We start from the raw sequence: 23,613 nt of genomic DNA on the forward strand, positions 1-23,613 counted from the left end.
CGACGGTCACCAGGAACACACGCAGAAAGGCGATCGTGGCGGACCACTATGAGGTTCTCGGGGTGTCTCGAGACGCTTCCACCGATGAGATCAAGAAGGCGTATCGACGCCTGGCACGTCAGCTGCACCCGGATGTGAACCCGGGAGACGAGGCGGCCGAGAAGTTCAAGCTCGTCACGCACGCCTACGACGTGCTCAGCGACGACGACTCCCGCCGCCGCTACGACATGGGCGGCGGAGACGGCGCGGCCGGCAACTTCCAGGGCTTCGGCGGCTTCGGCGACATCTTCGAGACCTTCTTCGGGGCGGCTCAGGGCGGCGGCCGGGGCGGACGCCCGCGGTCGCGGCGCGAGCGTGGACAGGATGCCCTCGTGCGGGTCACCCTGGAACTCGGCGACGTCGTCTTCGGCGCTCACCGAGACATCGAGGTCGACACGGCCGTGCTCTGCGAGACCTGCAAGGGCTCGTGCTGCCAGGAGGGAACCTCACCGGTCACCTGCGACATCTGCGGCGGGTCCGGACACGTGCAGCGCCAGGTGCGGAGCCTCCTCGGCAACGTCGTCACCTCCCAGCCCTGCGGCACCTGCGAGGGCTACGGCACCACGATCCCGTACCCCTGCGGAACCTGCGCTGGTCAGGGTCGCGTGCGGTCGCGTCGCACCGTGTCGCTCGACATCCCCGCCGGCGTCGAGACGGGCCTCCGCCTGCAGCTCCCCGGCTCGGGCGAGGTCGGCAAGGCCGGCGGCCCCAACGGTGACCTGTACGTCGAGGTCACCGTCAACGCGCACCAGGCCTTCAGTCGCGAGGGCGACGATCTGCTCGCGACCCTCGAGGTGTCGATGACCGACGCGATCCTCGGCACCGAGACGTCCATCCAGGGTCTCGACGGCGAGGTCGATCTCGAGATTCGCCCCGGCGTCCAGTCGGGAGACGTGCTCACGATCAAGGGGCGGGGCATCACGCCGTTGCGCGGCTCGCAGCGCGGAGACCTCCGCGTGGGCGTGCAGGTCGTGACGCCCACCCGGCTCGACTCGGCGCAGCGAGCGCTCATCGAGGACTTCGCGAAGAAGGCGAAGGCCCCGGGACCGCAGCTCGCGCAGTTCCAGCAGGGACTCTTCTCCAAGCTCCGCGACCGTTTCCGCACGCACTGATCGTGGCGCTGCACTTCCTCGTCGAGTCCTCGTCCGGCTCCGCTGTGGGCGACATCGTCTCGTTGACCGGTGCCGAGGCGAAGCACGCGGCGGTCGTGCGTCGGCTCCGTGTCGGTGAAGCGGTCACGGTCGGCGACGGCGCCGGGGTCTGGCTGACCGGCGTCGCCGAGGAGGTGTCGCCTTCGCGTGTCGACGTCCGGGTCGAGCAGCGGTCCGAGCATCCCGCACCGTCCCCGCGCATCGTGCTGGTGCAGGCGCTCGCGAAGGGCGACCGTGATGAGCTCGCCGTGCAGGCCGCGTGCGAGCTCGGGGTCGATGAGATCGTCCCGTGGCAGGCCGGGCGCAGCATCTCCCGCTGGGAGGGCGCCAAGGCCGTGAAGGGCAGGGAGCGGTGGGCGACCATCGTGCGCGAAGCCGCCAAGCAGGCGCACCGCGCGTGGGTGCCGGAGGTCACGGACCCCGCGTCCACGGCCCAGCTCGCGGAGCGGGCGGCCGCGCAGCGCGTGCTGCTGCTCGACCCCACGGCATCCGTCCGTCTCTCCGAGATCGAACCGGACGGGCGCGACCTGGTGCTGGTGGTCGGACCCGAGGGCGGCATCTCCGACGACGAGCTCCGCAGACTGTCGGATGCCGGGGCGGAGCGCGTGCTCCTCGGAGACACGGTGCTGCGCACGTCGACCGCGGGGCCTGCGGCCATCGCCGTGCTGTCGGTCGCTCTCGGTCGCTGGTGACCACGGCCCCGGGCCGGGGCGAGTGCCGATCGGTAGACTTGACCTCATGACGGAACCCTCGATCTTCACGCGCATCCTGAACGGGGAGATCCCTGCGGAGATCCTCGGCGAGACGGACCGGGTGTTCGCGGTGCGTGACATCGCCCCGCAGGCGCCGGTGCACCTTCTCGTCGTGCCGAAGACAGCGGAGTACCGCGACGTCACCGAACTCGCGGCGGGCGACCCCCCGCTGCTCGCCGAGATGATCGCGTTCGCGAACGAGCTCGCCGCGCAGCACACGGACGACGGCGACTTCCGCCTCGTCTTCAACACCGGCGCGAACGCCGGACAGACGGTGTTCCACGTCCATGCACACGTGCTGGGCGGCGGACTGACGGAGAAGAGTGTCGGTGCCTGACAACCACGAGCCCCAGGAGCGCAGCCTGGGTGGCCGGACGCCGGAGTCGGTCGAGAAGATCTACGCCGACGGCATCGCGATGGTGCAGCTCCTCGGCCCGCAGGACCGGCTGCTGCGCATGCTCGAGAAGGAGCACCGCGACGTGCAGGTGCTCGTCCGCGGAAACGAGATCACGCTCAGCGGTGACACGGATGCCGTCGACCAGGCGAAGAAGCTCGTCGACGAACTGATGGCGATGACCAAGGCGGGGCACGATCTGGCGCCGAGCGACGTCTCCACCTCGGCGAGCATGCTGCGGCAGGAGGGTGGACCGCGCCCGAGCGAGGTGCTCGGCGAAGCCATCCTCTCGACCCGCGGCAAGGTCATCCGCCCGAAGACCCTCGGGCAGAAGGAGTACGTCGACGCGATCGAGGAGAACACGATCGTGTTCGGCATCGGACCGGCGGGAACGGGTAAGACCTATCTCGCGATGGCCAAGGCCGTGCAGGCGCTGCAGCGGAAAGAGGTCACGCGCATCATCCTGACGCGTCCGGCCGTCGAAGCCGGCGAACGGCTCGGTTTCCTCCCCGGAACCCTCACCGACAAGATCGACCCGTATCTCCGCCCGCTCTACGACGCGCTGAACGAGATGATGGACCCCGAGATCGTGCCCCGGCTGATGGCCACGGGAACGATCGAGGTGGCGCCGTTGGCATACATGCGTGGTCGAACGCTCAACGACTCGTTCGTGGTGCTCGACGAGGCGCAGAACACGACACCCGAGCAGATGAAGATGTTCCTGACGCGTCTCGGCTTCGGCACGCGGATGGTCGTGACCGGTGACATCACCCAGGTCGATCTGCCGCAGGGGGCGTCCGGGCTGCGCCTGGTCACGCGCGTGCTCGACGGGATCGAGGACATCCACTTCTCCCGGCTCACCAGCGCCGACGTGGTGCGTCATTCGCTGGTCGGACGCATCGTCGACGCATACAGCGAATACGACGAGAAGCGCACGGCGCAGCGGTTCGAGCGCGAGCAGGCGGCTGAGTTCGCGAACCGCGCTGATCGCCGAGGAGCCCAACGACCAGGTCCTCGCGACCGGATGCCCAAACGAGGCCTCTCCTGATGAAACGAGCACAGGCATGATCGAGATCAACAACGAGTCGGCCATCGACATCGATGAGACCGTCCTGCAGCGGCTGACGGACTTCAATCTGGAGCAGCTGCACGTCAGCCCCGACGCGGAGGTCGCGATCGTCCTCGTGGACGAGGGTGCCATGGAGGCGCTCCACGTGCAGTGGATGGACGAGCCGGGTCCGACCGACGTGCTGAGCTTCCCCATGGACGAGCTGCGCCCGGGAACGGAGGATCGTCCGACCGCGCCAGGGCTCCTCGGTGACATCGTGCTCTGCCCGCAGGTGGCGGAGTCGCAGGCGCAGGCGGCCGGCCATACGCTGGTGGATGAGCTCATCCTGCTCACCACGCACGGCCTGCTGCACCTGTTGGGGTTCGACCACGCCGAGCCCGACGAGGAGCGTGAGATGTTCGGACTGCAGAAGGACCTCATCCAGGGCTTCGCCGCAGCCGAGCGGCGCCGATGACAGCGACTATCCTGCTCGTCGCCGCTGTGCTGCTGGTGGCGTTCGGCGGTCTGATGTCCGCCATCGACGCCGCCTACGGCGTCGCGTCGAGAGCGAATCTTGCGGAGATGGCCACCGAGGGGCGAAGGGCGAGGGCTCTCGGCCGCATCGCCGCCGATCTCGACGCGCACGTCAACGCGGTCGCGTTCATCCGCGTCCTGGCAGAGGTCACCGCCGCTGTGCTCGTGACGGTCGCCTTCACGATGCTGATCGAGAACAACTGGTGGGCGATGCTCGCCGCCGCGCTACTGATGACCGCGATCACATTCGTGCTCGTCGGCGCGAGCCCGCGTTCCTTCGGGCGTCAGCATGCCGAGGCGATGATCCGCGGCACGGCCTCGGTCGTGCGCGGGCTCCGCATCATCCTGGGGCCGCTCGCTCAGGCTCTCGTCGTGCTCGGCAACCGCGTCACTCCCGGGACCGGGCGCAGCTCGTTCACCAGCGAGGATCAGCTGCTCAGCATGGTCGACGAGGCGGCATCCAACGATCTCATCGAGGAGGACGACCGGGACCTCATCCACTCGGTGTTCGACTTCACGGATCAGTTCGTGCGTGCCGTGATGGTCCCCCGCACCGAGATGGTGACGGTCGACGCGACGGCCACGACCGACGAGGCCATGTCGCTGTTCCTCAACCGCGGAGTCTCGCGCATGCCGGTGGTCGACGACGACGCCGACGATGTCGTCGGCGTGCTGTACCTGAAGGACCTCGTGCAGTTCGCCTATCGGGATGACAGCGCCTGGCGCGCGGCATCCATCCGTCCGATCGCGCGCCGCGCCACGTTCGTGCCGGAATCGATGCGGGCCGAGACCCTGCTGCAGCAGATGAAGCGCGACGCCGTGCATGTCTGCCTGGTGATCGACGAGCACGGCGGCATCTCAGGTCTCGTCACCCTGGAGGACCTGATCGAGGAGCTCGTCGGAGAGATCTCGGACGAGTACGATCAGGTGTCCGCCGAATTCGTCGATCTGGGCGACGGCCGGTACCGCGTGAGCGCCCGGCTCTCGCTCGAGGACGTCGGAGATCTGTTCGGCCTCGAACTCGAGGACGAGGACGTCGACTCGATCGGCGGTCTGCTCGGCAAGGCGCTGGGTCAGGTGCCGCAGCCCGGCGCGACGGCGACGGTCTCTGGCCTCGCCCTCACCGGTGGAGCGTCTCGCGGACGAGGTCGCGGAATCGCCACGGTCTTCGTGGAACGCACGGCAACGGAGCCAGACGCTTCGAACGATGAGGGAGAGCGACACGAATGACTGAGCAGACTCGAAGTGGATTCGTGACCTTCGTCGGCCGCCCGAACGTCGGCAAGTCCACCCTGACGAATGCTCTCGTGGGCGAGAAGATCGCGATCACCAGCGAGAAGCCGCAGACCACGCGCCGTGCCATCCGCGGAATCGTGAATCGCCCGGAAGGGCAGCTGGTCATCGTCGACACCCCGGGTATCCATAAGCCGCGGACCCTGCTCGGTGAACGTCTGAACGACCTCGTCGACCAGGTGCTCGGCGACGTCGATGTCATCGGGTTCTGCGTCCCGGCGACCGAGAAGGTCGGCCCGGGCGACCGGCGCATCGCCGCGTCGCTCGACGGCTACGCGCGCGCCAAGAAGATCGCGATCGTCACGAAGACGGATGCCGCGGGGCGCGACGAGATCACCGAGCGGCTGCTCGAGGTAGACGCCCTCCGTGAGGACTGGGCTGCGGTCATCCCGCTGTCCGCACTGACGCACGACCAGCTCGAGGTCCTCGCCGACGAGGTCCTGAGCCTCATGCCGAAGGGGCCGGCGCTGTACCCCGAGGGGATAACCACGGACGAGTCGCAGGAGGATCGCATCGCGGAGATGATCCGTGAAGCGGCCCTCGACGGTGTCCGAGACGAACTCCCGCACTCCATCGCGGTCATCATCGACGACATCGCCCCCCGCGAAGGCACCGACCTCACTGATGTGCACGCATCGATCGTCGTCGAGCGGGACAGCCAGAAGGCGATCATCATCGGACACAAGGGGAAGCGTCTGAGCGACGTCGGAGCGCGGGCCCGAGTGGGAATCGAGAAGCTCCTCGGCACGCGCGTCTTCCTCGGCCTTCACGTGAAGGTCGTGAAGGAATGGCAGCGCGACCCGAAGCAGCTCGGTCGACTCGGCTTCTGAGATGAGCTCGAGGGACACGTCGATGGCGGCGGGCAGACCGCCGACCCTGCAGGCATGAGCGAGCGCGGACGCGACCGGAAGGCTCTGCGTGATGAGGTCTACACGCGCGTCTTCGACGACCATTGGGCGTCGGTGCGGCACCACATCGAGTGCGTGGTCGACGACGACGCCGAGGTCACCGAGATCGTCTCGGAGGTCTTCCTCCTGGCATGGTCGCGTCTGAATCCGGCTCGTCCGATGGGGCGCGTCTGGCTGCTGCGCGCGGCGGAGCGGCGCCTGCGGGCACGGACGGGACGACCCATGACGGTGCGCACCGCGCTGGATGCCGTGCACCTCGGTGTCACGGGGGATTCGACTCCTCCCGGGCGGGTGGGGCAGGCGGAGGTAATCCGGGCTTTGGGTGTCCTCACCGCGAGGGAACGGCGTATCATCATGCTCACGTACTGGGACGGGCTCGCGGAGGGGGAGATCGCGGAGCTGCTGCGCGCTTCCGAGTCACGAGTACGCACGACGCTTCGCCGAGCGCAGCGCCGTCTGCGCACCGAGCTGGGCCTGGAGGGGGTGGCATCTGATGACGACTGACCACTCGATTCTCGAGCAGGCGCTCAGCGACGCCGATCCCGGGCGCACCCCGCGTGACGCTGCCCCGGATGCCAGGGCTCTCGCGATGCGCGACCGAATTCTCCGCGAGACCGCGGCGCCGAAGAAGCGTCGTCGTATGCGCGCGCTGGGCTGGGCGACCGGGCTGGTCGCGGTGGCGACGGCCGCGGTGGTGGCGTTCGTCATGATCACCCCTCAGGTCGCTGCGGTCGCGGGAACACCGTCGCCACTCGACTTCGAAGGTGAATCCACGGTGACCGGGATCGTCGATGAAGCGAGCACCGCCCTCGATTCCTCGCCCGGTCCCGCTGAGCCGCTGCGCCTCGTGAGGACGGCCTCGTGGGGTATCTCCGTCGACGTCGGCACTGAGACCTCCACGGTCGTACCGCAGCTCTCGACCCTCTCGTGGCAGCCCGACGGATCCGGGCACATGACCATCATCGAGGGCGTCCCGTACGACCCGACGGACGCCGTCGCAAGCAATGCTGCCGAGGTCAGGAGCAGCGGCGAGGTCGTCGCGGATTTCGACATCACGCCCGAACAGTTCTCGTCGCCGTGGTTGTCCGTGCCGGGGGAATCGGCCGACGACATGGTCGCGATTCTGCGCGCGTTCGGCATGCCGGAGCAGCCCACGGCGTTCGACGTCCAGACCGCCATGACCTGGGTTCTCGGGCAATGGACACTGACGAACGCCCAGCACAGAGAGCTTCTCGTGCTCCTGGAGGACGCGGGCGGGGGCGATGCCCTCGGCACGTCGACCGATCGCCTGGGACGCCCGGTGACCGGCATCCGTACCCTGTCCCCTGACGGAGCCGTAAGTGACCTCGTCCTGGTGTCGCTCGACACCGGCCGGATCGTCGGGGTGGAACGCACCGTCCTCAAGGCGGACGAGGTGTATCCCGCCGGTGCGATCGTCTCGTATTCCCTGTGGGATGTCGAAGAGGAACTCATTCGATGAGTCGGCGGTCCAAGGTCGCCCTGGCGGTGATATCCGCGTTCCTCACGACCGTCCGCTGCTATCTCTGAGGAGAAACATGGCACTGCACTGGATCGCCCGGACCTGGGGTGCACCCGAGTCTTGGGACTTCGTCGCCGAGGAGCCACCCGCTCCCGCCGAGGGCGAGGTCACGATCCGCGTGCATGCCGCCGGAGTGAACCCCGCCGACGCGAAGCACGTCGCCGCCCCGCGGGCGGGGCTCGAGTTCCCGGTGCCGATCGGGTACGAGGTCTCGGGTGAACTGACCGCGATCGGGCCGGACACCGTCATCGGGTCGGGCACAGCGGTGGTCGGCGACGAGGTCGTCGCGTTCCGCGTGAGTGGCGGATATGCGACCGAGCTGACCGTGCCTGCCGGGAAGGTCTTCGCGAAGCCCTCGACGCTCTCACACCCCGAGGCGGCGAATCTGCTGCTCGTGGGCACCACGGCGGCAGAGATGCTCGCTGTCACGGGCGCCTCGCCAGGGGAGACGATCCTGCTCCATGGAGCCTCGGGCGCGGTCGGGGTCAGCGTGCTCCAGCAGGCCCGGCTGTGCGGCATCCGCGTGATCGGCACCGCCGGCGAGAATCGATTCGACGAAGTGCGGAGGTTCGGTGGCGAGCCGGTGCGCTACGGCGAGGGTCTCGCCCACCGGGTTCGCGCCCTCGCTGACGGGCCGATCGCCGCGGCGCTCGACGCCGTCGGCACCGATGAGGCGATCGACGTCTCACTCGACCTCGTCGCCGACCGTCAGCGCATCGTCACGATCGCGGCGTTCGGACGGGCGCACGCCGACGGCATCCTCGCGATCGCCGGATCGATGCCGGCCAGCACGGTCTTCCGTGACGAGGTACGCGCGGAACTGATCGCGCTCGCTCAGAACGGCGACCTGGTCGTGCCGATGGGGCGGACCTTCCCGCTCAGCCAGGCTGCGGACGCCCATCGCCTGCTCGCGACCGGTCACCCCGGCGGCAAACTCGCGCTGATTCCGTAGGTCAGTCGATCTCGCGGAGCGACGAGGTCACGATCACGACGTCGTCGCCGAACTCGGCATCCGCGGCGTCCTGGATCGTGCCGTCGTCCCACACGACCTGCAGCCAGACGTAGCCGCGATCCGACACCAGGGTGAGCGCGTCACGCCCGAGACGCGCGGAGATGTCGTCCTGGATTCGGGTGAGTTCGGCGGAAGGGGTCGGGCCATCGACGCCTCCGGTCGTATCCTCCGGGGCGACGGGGTCGAAGAGCGCGAGCATGATCGGGGGATCGGTGTTCGTGAACCGTTCGCCGTCGTACGTGCCGTACACCGCGTAGGCGCCCCACGTCGTCTCGCCGCTGGTCTCGCTGCCGTCAACGCCTTCCCACGACCATCCATCGAGCGGAATCCCGCTGCACTGCGGGGGATAGGACTCCATGACCGCGCCCAGGCACAGCTGCACGTCTCCCGCAGAATCCAAGACGGTGCCGGCGCCGATCACACGCCCGTCCGGGAGCCCTGGCGTGACGTTCTCGAGGCGCTGGTCGGCCGGAACCGCCGTGTTCGTCGGCGCCGGGGAGTCGCCCGGGCCGCCGGCGCAGGCACTCAGCGCGAGGACGGCCACGACGGATGCCGCGACGAGAGGCAGGCGACGGTGCGTTGTGCTCATACTCCTCAGTGTCGCGCGGCCATGGATCGTCTCACGACCGATGAACGCCCGCGAATCATCCCTGCTAGCATGACCACATGCCTTTCGGCGGTCTGCTTCTTCTTAGCTGCCGCGACGAGTCCTAAGAGCTAGGGCCTTCCTCGTCGCGGCGCTTGTGTTGGCCCGTACATTCTGACGAAGAGAAGAAGCCCCATCATGCAGAACACTCAGCGCCCGTCCGCGATGCCGATCCACAAGTATCGGCCGTTCCACGAGCAGCTCACCGTCCACCTGCCGGATCGCACCTGGCCCGACGCCCGCATCACAGAGGCTCCCCGCTGGTGCGCCGTCGATCTCCGCGACGGGAACCAGGCCCTCATCGACCCGATGTCGCCGGAGCGCAAGCGGGTCATGTTCGAGCTGCTCGTCAGCATGGGCTACAAGGAGATCGAGGTCGGCTTCCCGTCGGCGAGCCAGACCGACTTCGACTTCGTGCGCCAGCTCATCGAAGAGAACCTGATCCCCGACGACGTCACGATCCAGGTGCTGACCCAGGCGCGCGAGCACCTGATCGAGCGCACGTACGAGTCGATCGCCGGAGCCAAGCAGGCCATCGTGCACCTGTACAACTCGACCAGCGTGCTGCAGCGCGACGTCGTCTTCCGCACCGACAAGCAGGGCATCATCGACATCGCGCTCGAGGGCGCCCGACTGTGCCGCAAGTTCGAGAAGACCATCCCCGACACGAAGGTCTACTACGAGTACTCGCCGGAGAGCTACACCGGCACCGAGCTCGAGTTCGCTCTCGACATCTGCAACCAGGTCATCGAGGTCTTCGAGCCGACGCCCGACCGCAAGGTGATCATCAACCTGCCGGCCACCGTCGAGATGGCTTCGCCGAACATCTACGCCGACTCGATCGAGTGGATGAGCCGTCGCCTCGCCCATCGCGAGAACGTCATCCTGTCGTTGCACCCGCACAATGACCGTGGCACCGCGATCGCTGCTGCGGAGCTCGGGTACATGGCCGGCGCCGACCGCATCGAAGGCTGCCTCTTCGGCAACGGCGAGCGCACCGGCAACGTCGATCTCGTCGCGCTGGGCATCAACATGTTCACTCAGGGCATCGACCCGCAGATCGACTTCAGCGACATCGACCAGGTCAAGCGCACGGTCGAGTACTGCAATCAGCTGCCGGTGCCCGAGCGCAGTCCCTGGGCCGGCGACCTCGTGTTCACGGCGTTCAGCGGGTCGCACCAGGACGCGATCAAGAAGGGCTTCGAGGCCATGGAGGCGCGCGCCGCCGCTGAGGGCGTCACGGTCGATGAGATCGAGTGGGCCGTGCCGTATCTGCCGGTCGACCCGAAGGACCTGGGGCGCTCGTACGAGGCTGTCATCCGCGTCAACTCGCAGTCCGGCAAGGGCGGCGTCGCCTACCTGCTGAAATCGGACCACGCGATCGATCTGCCGCGCAAGCTCCAGATCGAGTTCTCCGGCGTCGTGCAGGCCAAGACGGATGCCGAGGGCGGCGAGGTCACGAGCGACCAGATCTGGTCGATCTTCAACGACGAGTATCTGCCGGCCGACGACAGCGCCGCGAAGTGGGGCCGCTTCGAGCTGCTCGCGACCCAGACCCGCAGCGACATGTCGGGCGAGGTCGTGCTCGATGTCGTGCTGCGTGACGACGAGCAGCAGCTTGCGGTCGCCGGGTCGGGCAACGGGCCCGTCGCCGCGTTCGTCGAGGTACTGCGTGCGCAGGGCTTCGACATCACGGTCTACGACTACGTCGAGCACGCTCTCAGCGCAGGCGGCGACGCGCAGGCCGCGGCCTACGTCGAGCTGCAGGTCGGCGACCAGCGCCTGTGGGGCGTCGGCATCGACGGGGACATCTCGACGGCATCGCTCAAGGCGATCGTGTCGGGCGTGAATCGCTCGATCCGCACGCGTCAGCAGGAGCTGGCCGCGGTCTGACGGGTCGCCGCGTTTCGTCTCGCTGCGCTCGCTCAACGACCTTGGCCTCCGGGTGTCGGTCGTTGAGCGAGGAGCGAAGCGACGAGACGAAACGTCGTGGTCAGTCGCGCGGCTTGACGATCGGGATCGCGCCGGTCTCGGCGGCGACCTTGCGGCGGTAGATGCGTCGCTGCTCCGGCAGCGAGACGTCGAAGCTCACTGCGAGCACTCGGATGACTGCGGTCACCACGATCCCGAGGATCGCGGCGAGCGTGATCGGCATGCCGAAGCCGTTCGCGATCACGATGAACGTGCATCCCGCGCCGGCCGCCACGGCGTAGAGCGAACCGACGTGCATGATCGAGGTCGGCAGGCCCATCAGCATGTCGCGCAGCACGCTGCCGCCCACCGCCGCGCAGACCCCGATGAAGACGGCAGGGACGGGCGGGATGCCGAACCCGAGCGCCTTGCTCGTGCCGAAGGCGCCGAACATCCCGATCACGACGGCATCGAGCACGACGATGACCGTGTTCAGCCGGTTGAAGAGTCCGGCGAGCAGCATCCCCAGGAGCGCTGCTCCCGTGGCGGTCACGAGGTACCAGTTGCTCTGCAGCGTCGCCGGGGTCTGACCGAGCAGGATGTCGCGGATCAGGCCGCCGCCCATGCCGATCATGATGCCGATGATCGCGACACCCAGCCAATCCAGCCGACGCTGCCCCTGGAAGCCCGACGCGAACAGCGCGCCCTGCACCCCGCCGAGGCCGACGCCGAGGAGGTCCGCCCAGAGCGGAATGGTGAAGAGCGGTTCGGTCACCCGTTCATTCTCCCGCACGGAGGATAATCGGAGGGTGCCCACCTACCGAGACGAAGTGGTGATCCTGCGCACCCACAAACTGGGTGAGGCCGATCGCATCGTCACCATGCTGTCGCGACGGCACGGCAAGGTCCGCGCAGTGGCGAAGGGCGTGCGGCGCACCTCCTCGAAGTTCGGCTCGCGGCTGGAGCCCTTCATGGTCGCCGACGTGCAGCTGTACCAGGGTCGGTCGCTCGACATCGTGCAGCAGGCCGAGTCCCTGGGCTCCTACGGCACCGACATCGCCGCGCACTACGACCGCTTCACGTCTGCCAACGCCATGGTCGAGACGGCGGACCGGCTGAGCGACTCCGAGGCGACGCCCGAGCAGTACCTGCTGCTCGTCGGTGGCCTGCGCGCTCTCTCGCGCGGCGAGCACGTGCCGCGCAGCATCCTGGATTCGTATCTCCTCCGTGTGATGTCGCTCTCCGGCTGGGCACCTTCGCTCGACGATTGCGCGCGGTGCGCCGCGCCGGGCCCGCACAGGCATTTCGTCGGCCAGCTCGGTGGAATGGTATGCGCGAACGACGCACCGGCGGGCAGCCCTCGCATCGCCGAGCGCACTCTGACGCTGCTGCGCGCCCTGATCGAGGGCGACTGGGAGCTCATCGACGCCGCACCGCACGCCGACACGGCCGCCGCCTCCGGCCTGGTCGGGGCCTACGCCCAGTGGCATCTCGAGCGCGGCATCCGCTCGCTCTCGCACGTGACCGACATCCGAGGAGAAGTCCCGCGGTGACCCCGAAGCCCTACACGCACAAGGATGCCGTCGCGTATCGCCCGCTCGACTGGACGGGTGTGCATCCGCCGGCGTTCCGCGCGGTGCCCGAGCACGTCGCGATCGTGATGGACGGCAACGGCCGCTGGGCCAACCGTCGCGGACTCACCCGTGTCCAGGGACACAAGGCGGGCGAGGAAGTGCTGCTCGACGTGGTCGCCGGTGCCATCCAAGCGGGAGTGAAGCACCTGTCGGTGTACGCGTTCTCGACCGAGAACTGGGCGCGGTCGCCCGAGGAGGTCCGCTTCCTCATGGGCTACAACCGTGACGTGCTGCACCGTCGCCGTGATCAGCTCAACGAGTGGGGCGTGCGGGTGCGCTGGGCCGGTCGCAAGCCGCGCCTCTGGGGGAGCGTCATCAAAGAGCTGCAGTACGCCGAGCAGCTCACCCGCGGCAACGACGTGCTCACCCTCACGATGTGCGTGAATTACGGCGGACGGATCGAGCTCGTCGACGCGATGCGCGCGATCGCGGCGGATGTCGCCGTGGGCCGGGTGAAGCCGAACGCGATCAGCGAGAAGATGATCCGTCGCCACCTCTACGTGCCCGATATGCCCGATGTCGACCTGTTCGTGCGGAGCTCGGGGGAGCAGCGCACGTCGAACTTCCTGCTGTGGGAGTCGGCGTACGCCGAGATGGTGTTCCTCGACACGCTCTGGCCCGACTTCTCCCGCGAGGAGTTGTGGCGCGCGATCGACATCTACCTGTCGCGCGATCGTCGCTTCGGCGGTGCCGTCGACACCCCCGACGCGTCGGCCTGAGCTCGGAGCCACCGCTCGGCCTCGCGGGGGTGCCGCAGGCGCACGATCGTGAGATGCGGGAAGCGCTCGATGACACCCGGCATCCGCTCCGCCCACTTGTGAAGCGTGTTCGTCTGCCAGAGGAGGATGTTCTCCTCGGGGTCGCCGGTGAGCATGCGCCAGATCGGCTTCTCGACGTTCCCGTTCCATAGCGGAGTGCGGAGGATGCCGCGGCCGAGGGTGCGGCGCAGCAGCCGTGATCGGACCACCCGGTACGGATAGTCGAGCCAGACGACGAGCTGTGCGCGCGACGGGAGGATCTCGTCGGTCCCCTTGCTCGTGTACTGCCACTCGGTCACCCAGCGATCCTCTGCAGCGAACGCGCGCACGTCGTCGAGGAACTCCGGCCGCGGCGTCCAGTTCGATCCGTGGAACAGCGCGTCGATCTCCACATGCCGCAGGCCCCAGGCATCCCCGATGCGCGCGGAGAGGGTCGTCTTCCCCGACCCGGACACGCCCGCGACGAGCACCCGCTCGACGCGGAGGGGGAGCGGATCATCGGCGGAGAGCATCCGGAAATCCTATCGACGCAACTCTGCTCTATTGTCGGGAGATGCGGAGAATAGGGGCGACGATCGCTGGGCTCGGCGTCGGGGCGATCGGACTGACGGGCTGTGCCTTCGGCGACTACCTCGCGTACGCGCCCTGCGAAGGGTACTCCGAGGAGCTGGCTCAGGTGATAGAGGAGACAGTCGGCGAACGGCCCACTGTCGGAGACATCTGGGCGGACGGCGCCAACAACCCTCTTTGTTGGCTCACCTTCACGTTGGAGCGCGATCTCACGTCCGGCGACCCAGAACGCGAGGAGATGGGCAATGCCATCGATGACCTTCGGGCGGGATGGCAGGACGACGTGCGTCTTGAGGTGATCTCAGGCTCGGGTGAGAGCTTCATCTTCGGGTGAACCCGGAATAGCTCACAGAACCATGCGGTTGGATGATGATGTGAGCGAACCCATCTCCATCGACATCTGGTCCGACATCGCCTGCCCGTGGTGCTACATCGGCAAGCGCAATCTGGAGAAGGGCCTTGAGGCCGTCTCCGCCGACGACGACGCCCCCGAGGTGAACATCACCTTCCACTCCTTCGAGCTGTCGCCCGACACTCCCGTCGACTTCGACGGCGACGAGATCGATTTCCTCGCCGGGCACAAGGGGATGCCGCGCGCGCAGGTCGAGCAGATGCTGTCGAACGTGACGGGCGTCGCGGCGAACGCCGGACTCGAGTACCGCTTCGATCTGCTCCAGCACACCAACACCGTCAAAGCGCACGAGCTGCTGCACTTCGCGAAGGCGGAAGGCCTCCAGCATGCGATGGAGGAGCGCCTGATGTCGGCGTACTTCACCGAGGGCAAGCACGTCGGCCGCATCGACGACCTCGTCGAGCTCGCGGTGGAGGTCGGTCTGGACGCGGATCGCGCCCGCGACGCTCTCGAGACCGAGAAGTACCTCCCGGCCGTCCGCCAGGACCAGGCGCAGGCTCAGGCGTACGGCATCCAGGGCGTTCCGTTCTTCGTCATCGACGGCCAGTACGGCATCTCGGGCGCGCAGCCGCCCGCAGCGTTCGAAAACGTGCTCCGGGATCTCTGGGCCAAGCGCGGCGAGTCCGAGGAAGAGCCTGCGGCCGTCCAGGCCTGACCACAGCGCCTTCCAGACACACGAGGCGGCGGGAGCCCTGCTCCCGCCGCCTCGACCTGTCTCCGGGCGTCAGAGACGTTCCTGCTTCGGGGCGAGCGGAAGCGGCTCCATCGGCTGGTCGTTCGCGGTGAGGTCGATGCCGAGATCACGGGCGTAGACGTTGCGCGTCGCGATCGTCACGTCGTCACCCGACTCGGTGAGCTCGAACACGCGACCGCCGCGCATGCGGTTGCGCTCGGCCCCGTCCAGACCGTAGGCGCCGAAGCCTGTTCCAGGGGCGTACCCGAGCTGGACGCCGTAGTAGTCGCCCACATAGTCGTTGATGTGATCGTGCCCGACGAACACGCCCTTGACGTCGCCTCGCTCGAGGATCGCATTGAACATCCCCGAGTTGAAGGGACCGGGGCACTCGTCCTCGTTCCGCTCTCCGACGATGCCGTGGCGCACGCGGCCGCGTGCGGCGTCGGCCTCCGTGCGGGTGTCCACTCCGCCCCACCACATGAAGCGGTGCTCCCACAGCGCGATGTGCAGGAACATCAGGCCGGGCAGCTTCGCCCCGCGACGCTTCTCGAGCTCCTGGGACTGCTGTCGGTACCAGGCGACCTGATCCATGCGCAGCCAGTCCCAGGTCGGGTAGCCGGCGAAGTCCTGGCCGTTGATCGCCTCAGGGGCGTAGCGCCCGGAGTCCATCAGCCACAGCGCGAACGCCTCGCGGTTCTTCTTCGCCGACGAGGCGATCGTCGCGATCGTGTTGCTCGTGCCGGTCACGCCCTGCGTGTTCTCGGCGTTCAGGTTGTAGTCGTACGACCGATAGATCGCGAGCATCCCCGCCTCGTCCACGCCGGACTCCGGCAGCGAGTCCTCGTCGTGGTTGCCGAAGGTGACCGCCCACGGGATCTGACGGCTCTCCATCGGCCAGACGACGTTGTTGATGGCCTGCTTCACAGCGAGTCGGGTCTCGCACCCACCGGTGATCACGTCGCCGTTGATCACGACGAAGTCCGGCGCCTCCTGGTCGAGGACCTTCTCCATCAGCTCCACCGTGCGACGGTCGGTGAGTTCGTCGTCCTGCGTGTCGTTGAACTGCACCACCTTGAAGGTGCCGTCAGCGCGGAACTGCAGAGCCCTGGCCTTGCCGGGTTTGGTCTGCGACGAGGAAGCTGCGGTCGCGGACGACGCGGCGTTCGCCGGGGCGGCGCCGAGCGGCAGTGCAGTGCCCAGAGCGCCGAGCGCTCCGGCAGTGAGGACGGTTCGCCGGCTGATCGGCAGTCGGTCGGGCATGGTCGGTCTCCTTCGTCTTCGGGCGACAGTCGCCGCGGTGAGACTAAGGAGGCGGGGTGGCGTCGAACCGACCAGCAGGTGAACGGGCTGCGGTCGACGGTGCCCTCAGGGCGGGTGCGCGGTTGACGCGCAGGTGAACGACCCGCGGCGCGCTAACGGGTCAGAGCCGCTTCGATCGCGCTGACGATCTCCGGGGCGTCCGGCTTCTGCTTCGGACGGAAGCGCAGGACCTCGCCGTCGGGCAGCACGAGGAACTTCTCGAAGTTCCACTCCACGCGGCCGGCCTTGCCACTGGCATCCGGTGCCTCTTTCAGCGCCTTGTACAGGTCGGACGCGTTGCGGCCGTTGACCTTGACCTTCCCGTTCACCGGGAACGAGACGCCGTAGGTCGTCGAGCAGAACTCCATGATCTGCTCGACGGACCCGGGCTCCTGCAGGAACTGGTTGCTGGGGAACCCGACCACGCTGAACCCGCGGTCGCCGTAGAGCCGCTGCAGCTCTTCGAGCTGTTCGTACTGCGGGGTCAGGCCGCACTTCGAGGCGACGTTGACGACCAGCACCACGTCGGCGCCGAGGTCGTCGAGCGTCTTCTCGTTGCCCTGGGCGTCGGTGAACGGGATCGAACGGAGCGCGGAATCGGTCATACTTCACAGCTTAGGTCGCAGCATCCGCATCGGCTCCGCGTCTGGGAGAATGGAAAGGACATGACTCTCGCCACCGCCCCCGCCCGCCCCCTTCGCATCGGCCCGATCGATCTCGACGTGCCGGTCGTTCTCGCGCCCATGGCAGGCATCACGAACACCGCCTTCCGGCGGCTCTGCCGCGAGTACGGCGCCGGGCTCTACGTCAGCGAGATGATCACCTCGCGCGCGCTGGTCGAGCGCAACGAGACGACGATGCGCCTGATCCGCCACCACGAGTCCGAGACGCCGCGGTCGATCCAGCTGTACGGCGTCGACCCGAAGACGATCGCCGAGGCCGTGCGCATCATCGTCGCCGAGGACCACGCGGATCACATCGACCTGAACTTCGGATGCCCCGTGCCGAAGGTCACCCGACGCGGCGGGGGAGCAGCGCTGCCGTGGAAGTCGAAACTGTTCGCCGACATCGTCGATCAGGCGGTGAAGGCCGCGGGCGCGATCCCGCTGACGGTGAAGATGCGCAAGGGAATCGACCGCGACCACCTGACGTTCCTCGACGCCGGACGCGCTGCGGAGGATGCCGGGGCGGCTGCTGTCGCGCTGCACGCCCGCACGGCGAGCGAGTTCTACTCCGGCCACGCCGACTGGAACGCGATCGGCGAGCTCAAGCAGGCCGTCACCAGCATCCCGGTACTGGGCAACGGCGACATCTGGTCCGCCGAAGACGCGGTGCGCATGATGGAGCAGACGGACTGCGACGGCGTCGTCGTCGGACGCGGCTGCCTCGGTCGGCCGTGGCTCTTCGGCGAACTCGCGGCTGCTTTCGGAGGCCCTTCGATGAGCTCAGGGACCGGCCCCGTGGTCGACGCGACGCTCGGATTCGTGGCGAACGCCTTCCGCAGGCACGCCCAGCTCCTCGTGGAGTTCTTCGAGGATGAGGACCGCGGATGCCGCGACATCCGCAAGCACGTCTCCTGGTACTTCAAGGGCTACCCAGTCGGCGGAGACATCCGCACCGGTCTGGCCACCGCATCCAGCCTCGCTGAGATCGACGATCTGCTCGGGCAGCTCGATCACGACGCGCCGTACCCGGGAGCGGATGCCGAAGGTCAGCGCGGCCGCTCCGGCCACCCGAAACGCACCGCCCTGCCGGACAAGTGGCTGGATTCGCGGGACATCGAGTCGTCGGCCTCCGAGATGATGCGCGGAGCGGAGATCGAGAACAGTGGTGGCTGATCCTCTGACGGGCGCGCGGGTCGACGGCTACGACGCCCGCGACGCGGAGCGCTTCTTCGCGGAGACCCACCGCTCCGAGCGCGATGACTTCGCCCGAGACCGCGCCCGCGTGCTGCACTCGGCGGCGCTGCGTCGGCTCGCCGCCAAGACCCAGGTGCTCAGTCCCGCCAGCACCGCCGACTTCGCTCGCAACCGTTTGACGCACTCGCTCGAGGTGGCGCAGGTCGGCCGGGAGCTCGCGACTGCCCTCGGGGTCTCCGCCGACGTCGTCGACACCGCATGCCTCAGCCACGACCTCGGGCATCCGCCGTTCGGTCACAACGGGGAGCGCGCGCTCAACGAATGGGCCGAGCACATCGGCGGCTTCGAGGGCAACGCCCAGTCGCTGCGGATCCTGACCCGGCTCGAGGCCAAGGTGCTCGACGGCGACGACCACTCCGTCGGACTCAACCTCACCCGCGCCAGTCTCGACGCGACGTGCAAGTACCCCTGGACCGTGGACAGCCCTGTGCCGGATCCGGGCGGGCGCCTGAAGTTCGGCGTCTACCCCGAGGACGAGGCAGTCTTCCGATGGATGCGCGAGGGCGCGCCAGGGCGGCTCCGCTGCATCGAGGCAGAGATCATGGATCTCTCCGACGACATCGCCTACTCCGTGCATGACTTCGAGGACGCGATCGTCAACGGCTACGTCGACGTGGCCCAGCTCGCGGATCCGCGCGGACACGATGCCCTCGTCGGACGCATCCAGCAGTGGGTGGGCTACGACTTCACGCGCGATGAGCTCGCCGACGCGCTGTATCGTCTGGCGTCGCAGTCGATGTGGCTCGCATCGTTCGATCGCTCGCGTCAGGCGCTCGCCCGCCTGAAGAACCTGACCAGCGATCTGATCGGCCGGTTCGCGCGCGCCTCCGTGTCGGCGACGCGCCAGGCCTACGCCGGACCGGCACTCGTGCGGTACAACGCGCACGTGGTCGTGCCGCGGGTCGTAGAGGCCGAGATCGCGGTGCTCAAGGGCATCATGGGCCAGGCGATCGTCACGATCGATGCACGCAAGGGCGTCTACAAGGAGCAGCGGCGCGTCCTCAAACGACTGGCGGACTCGCTCTGGTCGACGGACGCCCTCTGGTCGGCGGGCGCAGACATCCTCGAGCCCGCCTTCGCCGCAGACTTCGTCGCCGCGACGGACGACGGGGAACGCGCGCGCGTCGTCGTCGACCAGATCGCGAGCCTCACCGATCAGAGCGCCATCGACTGGCACAACCGGCTGGTGGGCGAGATCGACCCCGCCGAGGTCGGCATCTGGACTCCCCGGCACGCGCGTGCGCGGGTCAACGCGCACGCCGAGAGGCGGCCCGTCGCCGAAGGGGCGGTCTGATGCCGCGCATCCGGCAGGCCGACGTCGACGAGGTGAAGGCGCGCACCAACATCGCCGACATCATCGGCGAGCGGGTGTCGCTCAAGTCGGCCGGCGTCGGGTCTCTCAAGGGACTCTGCCCGTTCCACGACGAGAAGAGCCCGAGCTTCCACGTGCGGCAGCAGGTCGGCTATTACCACTGCTTCGGCTGCGGGGAGTCGGGCGACGTCTACTCGTTCCTCCGCGAGATGGATCACGTCAGCTTCACCGAGGCTGTCGAGCGCCTCGCCGGCCGCATCGGCTACACCCTGCATTACGAGGACGGGGGAGCGGCACCGGAGACCAGTGGCCGCAGCCGCCTGTACGCCGCGAACACGGCGGCGGCGGAGTTCTTCCGTGCGCAGCTGCTGTCACCGGATGCCGAGGCGGGGCGGCGCTTCCTGGGCGAGCGGGGCTTCGACGCGGGCGCCGCCGCGCACTTCGGCGTCGGGTTCGCCCCGCGGGGCTGGGACGGGATGCTCAAGGCGCTTACCGCGCAGGGGTTCACGCGCGATGAGCTGGTGACGGCCGGACTCGTCTCGACCGGACAGCGCGGTGTCTACGACCGGTTCCGCGGTCGACTGGTCTGGCCGATCCGCGACGTGTCAGGGCAGACGATCGGCTTCGGAGCGCGCAAGCTCTTCGACGACGATCAGGGACCGAAGTACCTGAACACCCCGGAGACGCCGATCTACAAGAAGGCGCAGGTGCTCTACGGACTCGACCTCGCCAAGCGCGACATCGCACGGGGCGACCCGCGCCGCGTCGTGGTCGTCGAGGGCTACACCGACGTCATGGCGTGCCATCTCGCGGGCCTGACGACGGCGATCGCGACCTGCGGCACGGCGTTCGGCACCGACCACATCAAGGTGCTCCGCCGCGTGATGGGCGATGACAACGCCTCGGGCGAGGTCGTGTTCACGTTCGACGGCGATGAAGCAGGGCAGAAGGCAGCGCTGCGCGCGTTCACAGAGGACGACCGGTTCAACGCGCAGACGTTCGTCGCCGTCGCCCCCGACAGCCTCGACCCCTGCGATCTGCGTCTGCAGCGCGGCGATGCCGCTGTGCGGGGTCTCATGGATGCCAAGGTCCCGATGTTCGAGTTCGCGATCGACCGCAAGATGAGCGGCTTCGACCTCGCGACGGTAGAGGGTCGCGTGGGTGCGCTCCGCGCAGCGGCGCCGATCGTGGCCGAGATCCGCGACCAGCTCCTGCGCCCCGGGTACGAGCGTGTGCTGGCGCGCCGCCTCGGCATGGATCCGACCGAAGTCCGCAGCGAGGTGGAACGGGCCGCGCGCGGCGCCGCACAGCAGCCCGCTCCGCGTCGGGATACCGTGCAGGCCGACTCCGCGACCGGCGGAGCAGGTGTCGCCCCCGTGACTCTCGCGTCCCTTCCGCGCACGGCCGACGTCGCCGTCGAACGAGACGCGATGATGGGGGCGCTGCAGTACGGGCACCAGATCGATCAGACCCTGCTCGACCGCGCGCTGAGCGCGCCCTTCCGCACGCCGGGACTCGACGCGGTGCGAGAGGCCGTGGCATCCGCTCCTGACCGCACGAGGGCCGGGTGGGTGACGGATGCCGTGAACGGCGTGCGCGAGCCGTACCGGTCCCTGGCGGGTGAGTTGCTGATGACGCCGTTCCCGGCGAAGAACGAGGAGGGGGCGGTCGCCTCGGCGACCGATCTCGCGCGCCGACTGATCCTCCGGCAGCTGGAGCGCGAGAAGCAGGAGCTGCTCGGCGCCGTGCAACGGGTCCCGGCCGAGTCCGACGGCGGCCGTGCCCTGCGGATGCGTTTGCGTGATATCGACGCCGAGCGGCAGCGCTTCGCCGAGTCGTAACCCGACCCGCGGCCACGCAGAGGGCAGGATGGAGACATGTCCCGCAGGCCAGAGTCTCAGAACGCGATCGAGTGCTCGGATCTGGTGATCGACCGGATCGGACACGGCTCGCCGACCCGAGCGGTCGACGGCGTGACCTTTTCGCTCGCGCCGGGTGAGCTCATCTGCGTCGCCGGTCCCACCGGCTCCGGGAAGTCCACCCTGGTGGCCGCTCTCGCGGGGTCGACGGATCCGTCGGTGAAGGTCGTCGGCGGCAGCGCTGTGGTGTGCGGCGTCGATGTCAGACGGCCCGGCAGGAAGCATCGCATCCTGACGTACCGCACCGGCTTCGTGCCCCAGGGCGCGGGGGCCGATCTGCCGCCTCGTCTGACCGTGAACGAGGTGATCGCGGAGCCGATCCTGATCCGGGAGCGCCGGGTCAACACGAAAGCGCTGTCGATCCGCGTCGCGACCCTGCTCGACGAACTGCACCTGCCGCTCGGCACCGCGGCGAAATTCCCGTACGAGCTGAGCGCCGGCATGCGGCAGCGCGTGGCGATCGCGCGGTCGTTCGTGCTCGAGCCGAAGGTCCTCATCGCGGACGAGATCCTGGCCAATCTCGATCTCGAAGTGCGTCCGGTGGTGTTCGACGCCATCACACGCCGTCGGAAGGAGCAGTCGATGGCCGCTCTTCTCGTCACCAACGACGCGGCGTTCATCCGCGAGCTGAATGCCGAGACGCTCATGCTCCGCGGCGGGCACGTGGTCGCTCGCGGCGTCGGCAAGGACCTGCTCTGGGCGCCCAACGCCGAGGCTGATTCCGGGCACTGAACTCGACACGCCCGACCTGCGCCGACCCCGCCCCGGTGTCACGACTGAGGTCCGGAGTTTGCTAAGCTTGTCCAGTTGCCCGCGCAGCGGAGCACATTCCTCGGTAGCTCAATTGGCAGAGCAGCCGGCTGTTAACCGGCAGGTTCTTGGTTCGAGTCCAAGCCGGGGAGCCAAGAAGGCCCGGAACTCAGACGAGTTCCGGGCCTTTCCCTTTTCACGCTCCGAGTTCGAGCTGTTCGACGATCGCGGCCACCCGCGTTCGAGCATCCGCCCGCAGTCCGCGCACCGGTCGCGGAAGGCAATCGGGCGCGACGAGGCCCAGGTATTCGGCGATGGCAGCGGTCACACGGTAGCCGCCGTACTCGATGAACAGATCCCACAGCGGCTGGAGGCGTGCCGATTCGGCGCTGGCAGCCGCCTGATCGCCCCCCTGAGCTGCACGGGTGATGGTCAGCGCCGGGTCGGGAAGCGTGCCGCCGATCACCGAGTACCAGGCGTCGCACCCGGCATTCAAGGCTGTCGCCGCGAACCAATCGCCGGAGACACCGATCGACACGGGCTCGGGGACGCGTTCGCGAATCGTCTGCACTCGTGCGACAGCATCCCTGGGATCCACGGGCACGCCGGGGATCTTGATCGAGGCCACGTGCGGCAGCGCGGCGATGCGCGCGTAGAGGTCGTCGCTGAACGCGACGTGCGTCGTGCGGGGATTGTCGTAGACGACGAGGGGCACCGAGAGTCCCGCGGTGACATCTTCGAACAGGCCGAAGACCTCATCGGCGTCGAGCGCCTGGTACGTCACCGGGGCGAGCAGCACGGCGCTCGCTCCGGCATCCTGTGCGTCATCCGCGAGCCTCTGCACCTCAGAGGTGCGAAGCGCACCGATCCCCACCATCACCGGTACGTCGCCCGCGAGAGACACCGCTGCGCGTGCGACGCGTCGACGCTCGTCGCGGTCCAGGTACATGAAGGAGCCGGTCGATCCGAGGGCGGTGATGGAATGAACTCCGGCGATGACGAGTCGTTCGATGAGACGCGCGTAGGCGGCCTCATCGAACGCGTCGTCGCGCAGCGGAGTCAGGGGGAAGGCGCTCAAGCCGGTGAACATCGCAGATCCTCTCCCGCGGCACGACCCTCGTAGGGGATTGCCGCTT

25 protein-coding genes and 1 tRNA gene are annotated in these 23,613 nt (G+C 68.2%); 20 read left to right on the plus strand and 6 right to left on the minus strand.

All coding sequences use genetic code 11. The features are described from left to right. Window positions 1-35 precede the first annotated feature (35 nt). From dnaJ to RS85_RS03010, 10 genes are all read left to right on the plus strand, one after another. Window positions 36-1,151, plus strand: coding sequence for a molecular chaperone DnaJ (gene dnaJ / locus RS85_RS02965; protein WP_046011937.1), 1,116 nt, complete (start codon window positions 36-38; stop codon window positions 1,149-1,151). Between the two features lie 2 nt (window positions 1,152-1,153). Then, entirely contained in the window at window positions 1,154-1,882 is a 729-nt protein-coding gene (locus RS85_RS02970; RefSeq protein ID WP_046011938.1) for a 16S rRNA (uracil(1498)-N(3))-methyltransferase, read from the plus strand. Between the two features lie 46 nt (window positions 1,883-1,928). Beyond that, window positions 1,929-2,279 (plus strand): histidine triad nucleotide-binding protein, encoded by a 351-nt coding sequence (locus RS85_RS02975; RefSeq protein ID WP_046011939.1) that lies wholly within the window; start codon window positions 1,929-1,931, stop codon window positions 2,277-2,279. A 79-nt stretch (window positions 2,280-2,358) separates the two neighbouring features. Next, a complete protein-coding gene (locus RS85_RS02980) occupies window positions 2,359-3,384 on the plus strand; it encodes a PhoH family protein (protein WP_235282318.1) in 1,026 nt (341 codons plus the stop codon). 16 nt (window positions 3,385-3,400) lie between these two features. Next, window positions 3,401-3,859 carry an rRNA maturation RNase YbeY gene (gene ybeY / locus RS85_RS02985; RefSeq protein WP_046011940.1) on the plus strand — a complete coding sequence of 153 codons (459 nt, stop codon included), beginning with the start codon at window positions 3,401-3,403 and terminating at the stop codon, window positions 3,857-3,859. Further along, a complete protein-coding gene (locus RS85_RS02990) occupies window positions 3,856-5,148 on the plus strand; it encodes a hemolysin family protein (protein ID WP_046011941.1) in 1,293 nt (430 codons plus the stop codon). The genes ybeY and RS85_RS02990 overlap by 4 nt, the downstream gene beginning before the upstream one ends. Continuing rightward, a complete protein-coding gene (gene era, locus RS85_RS02995; protein ID WP_046011942.1) occupies window positions 5,145-6,041 on the plus strand; it encodes a GTPase Era in 897 nt (298 codons plus the stop codon). The genes RS85_RS02990 and era overlap by 4 nt, the downstream gene beginning before the upstream one ends. Window positions 6,042-6,095: 54 nt before the next feature. Next, on the plus strand, window positions 6,096-6,623 hold the full coding sequence (locus RS85_RS03000) for an RNA polymerase sigma factor (protein WP_046011943.1): 528 nt from the start codon (window positions 6,096-6,098) through the stop codon (window positions 6,621-6,623). Further along, complete coding sequence (locus tag RS85_RS03005; protein ID WP_046011944.1) at window positions 6,613-7,599, plus strand: hypothetical protein; 987 nt, start codon at window positions 6,613-6,615, stop codon at window positions 7,597-7,599. Before RS85_RS03000 ends, RS85_RS03005 begins: the two co-directional genes overlap by 11 nt. Window positions 7,600-7,675: 76 nt before the next feature. Continuing rightward, on the plus strand, window positions 7,676-8,611 hold the full coding sequence (locus RS85_RS03010; protein WP_052703331.1) for a quinone oxidoreductase family protein: 936 nt from the start codon (window positions 7,676-7,678) through the stop codon (window positions 8,609-8,611). A gap of 1 nt (window position 8,612) precedes the next feature. Here the strand turns inward: RS85_RS03010 and RS85_RS03015 are convergent, their stop codons facing one another. Beyond that, window positions 8,613-9,260, minus strand: coding sequence for a hypothetical protein (locus RS85_RS03015; RefSeq protein WP_052703333.1), 648 nt, complete (start codon window positions 9,258-9,260; stop codon window positions 8,613-8,615). A 195-nt stretch (window positions 9,261-9,455) separates the two neighbouring features. On the opposite strand from RS85_RS03015, the gene leuA reads away from it, so the two are divergent. After that, window positions 9,456-11,210, plus strand: coding sequence for a 2-isopropylmalate synthase (gene leuA / locus RS85_RS03020; RefSeq protein WP_046011945.1), 1,755 nt, complete (start codon window positions 9,456-9,458; stop codon window positions 11,208-11,210). 100 nt (window positions 11,211-11,310) lie between these two features. On the opposite strand, the gene RS85_RS03025 is transcribed toward leuA, so the two are convergent. Beyond that, window positions 11,311-12,003: a trimeric intracellular cation channel family protein gene (locus RS85_RS03025; RefSeq protein ID WP_046011946.1), complete on the minus strand. Its 693-nt coding sequence runs from the start codon at window positions 12,001-12,003 to the stop codon at window positions 11,311-11,313. A 34-nt stretch (window positions 12,004-12,037) separates the two neighbouring features. On the opposite strand from RS85_RS03025, the gene recO reads away from it, so the two are divergent. Then, window positions 12,038-12,781 carry a DNA repair protein RecO gene (gene recO, locus RS85_RS03030; protein ID WP_046011947.1) on the plus strand — a complete coding sequence of 248 codons (744 nt, stop codon included), beginning with the start codon at window positions 12,038-12,040 and terminating at the stop codon, window positions 12,779-12,781. Then, a complete protein-coding gene (locus RS85_RS03035; RefSeq protein ID WP_046011948.1) occupies window positions 12,778-13,581 on the plus strand; it encodes an isoprenyl transferase in 804 nt (267 codons plus the stop codon). Before recO ends, RS85_RS03035 begins: the two co-directional genes overlap by 4 nt. Here the strand turns inward: RS85_RS03035 and RS85_RS03040 are convergent. Beyond that, entirely contained in the window at window positions 13,521-14,132 is a 612-nt protein-coding gene (locus RS85_RS03040) for an ATPase AAA (RefSeq protein WP_046011949.1), read from the minus strand. The two genes, RS85_RS03035 and RS85_RS03040, sit on opposite strands and share 61 nt — an antisense overlap. A 41-nt stretch (window positions 14,133-14,173) precedes the next feature. Between RS85_RS03040 and RS85_RS03045 the strand changes: the two genes are divergently transcribed. After that, complete coding sequence (locus tag RS85_RS03045) at window positions 14,174-14,524, plus strand: hypothetical protein (RefSeq protein ID WP_046011950.1); 351 nt, start codon at window positions 14,174-14,176, stop codon at window positions 14,522-14,524. A 40-nt stretch (window positions 14,525-14,564) separates the two neighbouring features. Further along, window positions 14,565-15,257, plus strand: a complete 693-nt coding sequence (locus RS85_RS03050) for a DsbA family oxidoreductase (RefSeq protein ID WP_046011951.1) — start codon at window positions 14,565-14,567, stop codon at window positions 15,255-15,257. Between the two features lie 69 nt (window positions 15,258-15,326). Here RS85_RS03050 and RS85_RS03055 read toward each other — a convergent pair whose 3' ends face one another. Both RS85_RS03055 and RS85_RS03060 read right to left on the minus strand, forming a co-directional pair. Then, window positions 15,327-16,538 carry a metallophosphoesterase family protein gene (locus RS85_RS03055; RefSeq protein ID WP_046011952.1) on the minus strand — a complete coding sequence of 404 codons (1,212 nt, stop codon included), beginning with the start codon at window positions 16,536-16,538 and terminating at the stop codon, window positions 15,327-15,329. 152 nt (window positions 16,539-16,690) lie between these two features. After that, window positions 16,691-17,182 (minus strand): glutathione peroxidase, encoded by a 492-nt coding sequence (locus RS85_RS03060; RefSeq protein ID WP_046011953.1) that lies wholly within the window; start codon window positions 17,180-17,182, stop codon window positions 16,691-16,693. Window positions 17,183-17,242: 60 nt separating this feature from the next. Between RS85_RS03060 and dusB the strand changes: the two genes are divergently transcribed. From dusB to RS85_RS03085, 5 genes are all read left to right on the plus strand, one after another. Next, window positions 17,243-18,415, plus strand: a complete 1,173-nt coding sequence (dusB, locus tag RS85_RS03065) for a tRNA dihydrouridine synthase DusB (RefSeq protein WP_046011954.1) — start codon at window positions 17,243-17,245, stop codon at window positions 18,413-18,415. Beyond that, the gene (locus tag RS85_RS03070) at window positions 18,405-19,790 is read left to right on the plus strand and encodes a deoxyguanosinetriphosphate triphosphohydrolase (protein ID WP_046011955.1); all 1,386 of its coding nucleotides are present in this window, start codon (window positions 18,405-18,407) and stop codon (window positions 19,788-19,790) included. The genes dusB and RS85_RS03070 overlap by 11 nt, the downstream gene beginning before the upstream one ends. Further along, on the plus strand, window positions 19,790-21,649 hold the full coding sequence (dnaG, locus tag RS85_RS03075) for a DNA primase (protein ID WP_046011956.1): 1,860 nt from the start codon (window positions 19,790-19,792) through the stop codon (window positions 21,647-21,649). The genes RS85_RS03070 and dnaG overlap by 1 nt, the downstream gene beginning before the upstream one ends. Before the next feature lie 36 nt (window positions 21,650-21,685). Continuing rightward, complete coding sequence (locus RS85_RS03080) at window positions 21,686-22,459, plus strand: ATP-binding cassette domain-containing protein (protein WP_046011957.1); 774 nt, start codon at window positions 21,686-21,688, stop codon at window positions 22,457-22,459. A 97-nt stretch (window positions 22,460-22,556) separates the two neighbouring features. Then, a tRNA-Asn gene (locus tag RS85_RS03085) sits at window positions 22,557-22,632 on the plus strand. Between the two features lie 41 nt (window positions 22,633-22,673). On the opposite strand, the gene RS85_RS03090 is transcribed toward RS85_RS03085, so the two are convergent. After that, window positions 22,674-23,567, minus strand: a complete 894-nt coding sequence (locus RS85_RS03090; protein ID WP_046011958.1) for a dihydrodipicolinate synthase family protein — start codon at window positions 23,565-23,567, stop codon at window positions 22,674-22,676. Window positions 23,568-23,613: the final 46 nt, after the last annotated feature.

Origin of the sequence: Microbacterium sp. SA39, from assembly GCF_000967865.1 — a bacterium.
GTDB lineage: Bacteria > Actinomycetota > Actinomycetes > Actinomycetales > Microbacteriaceae > Microbacterium.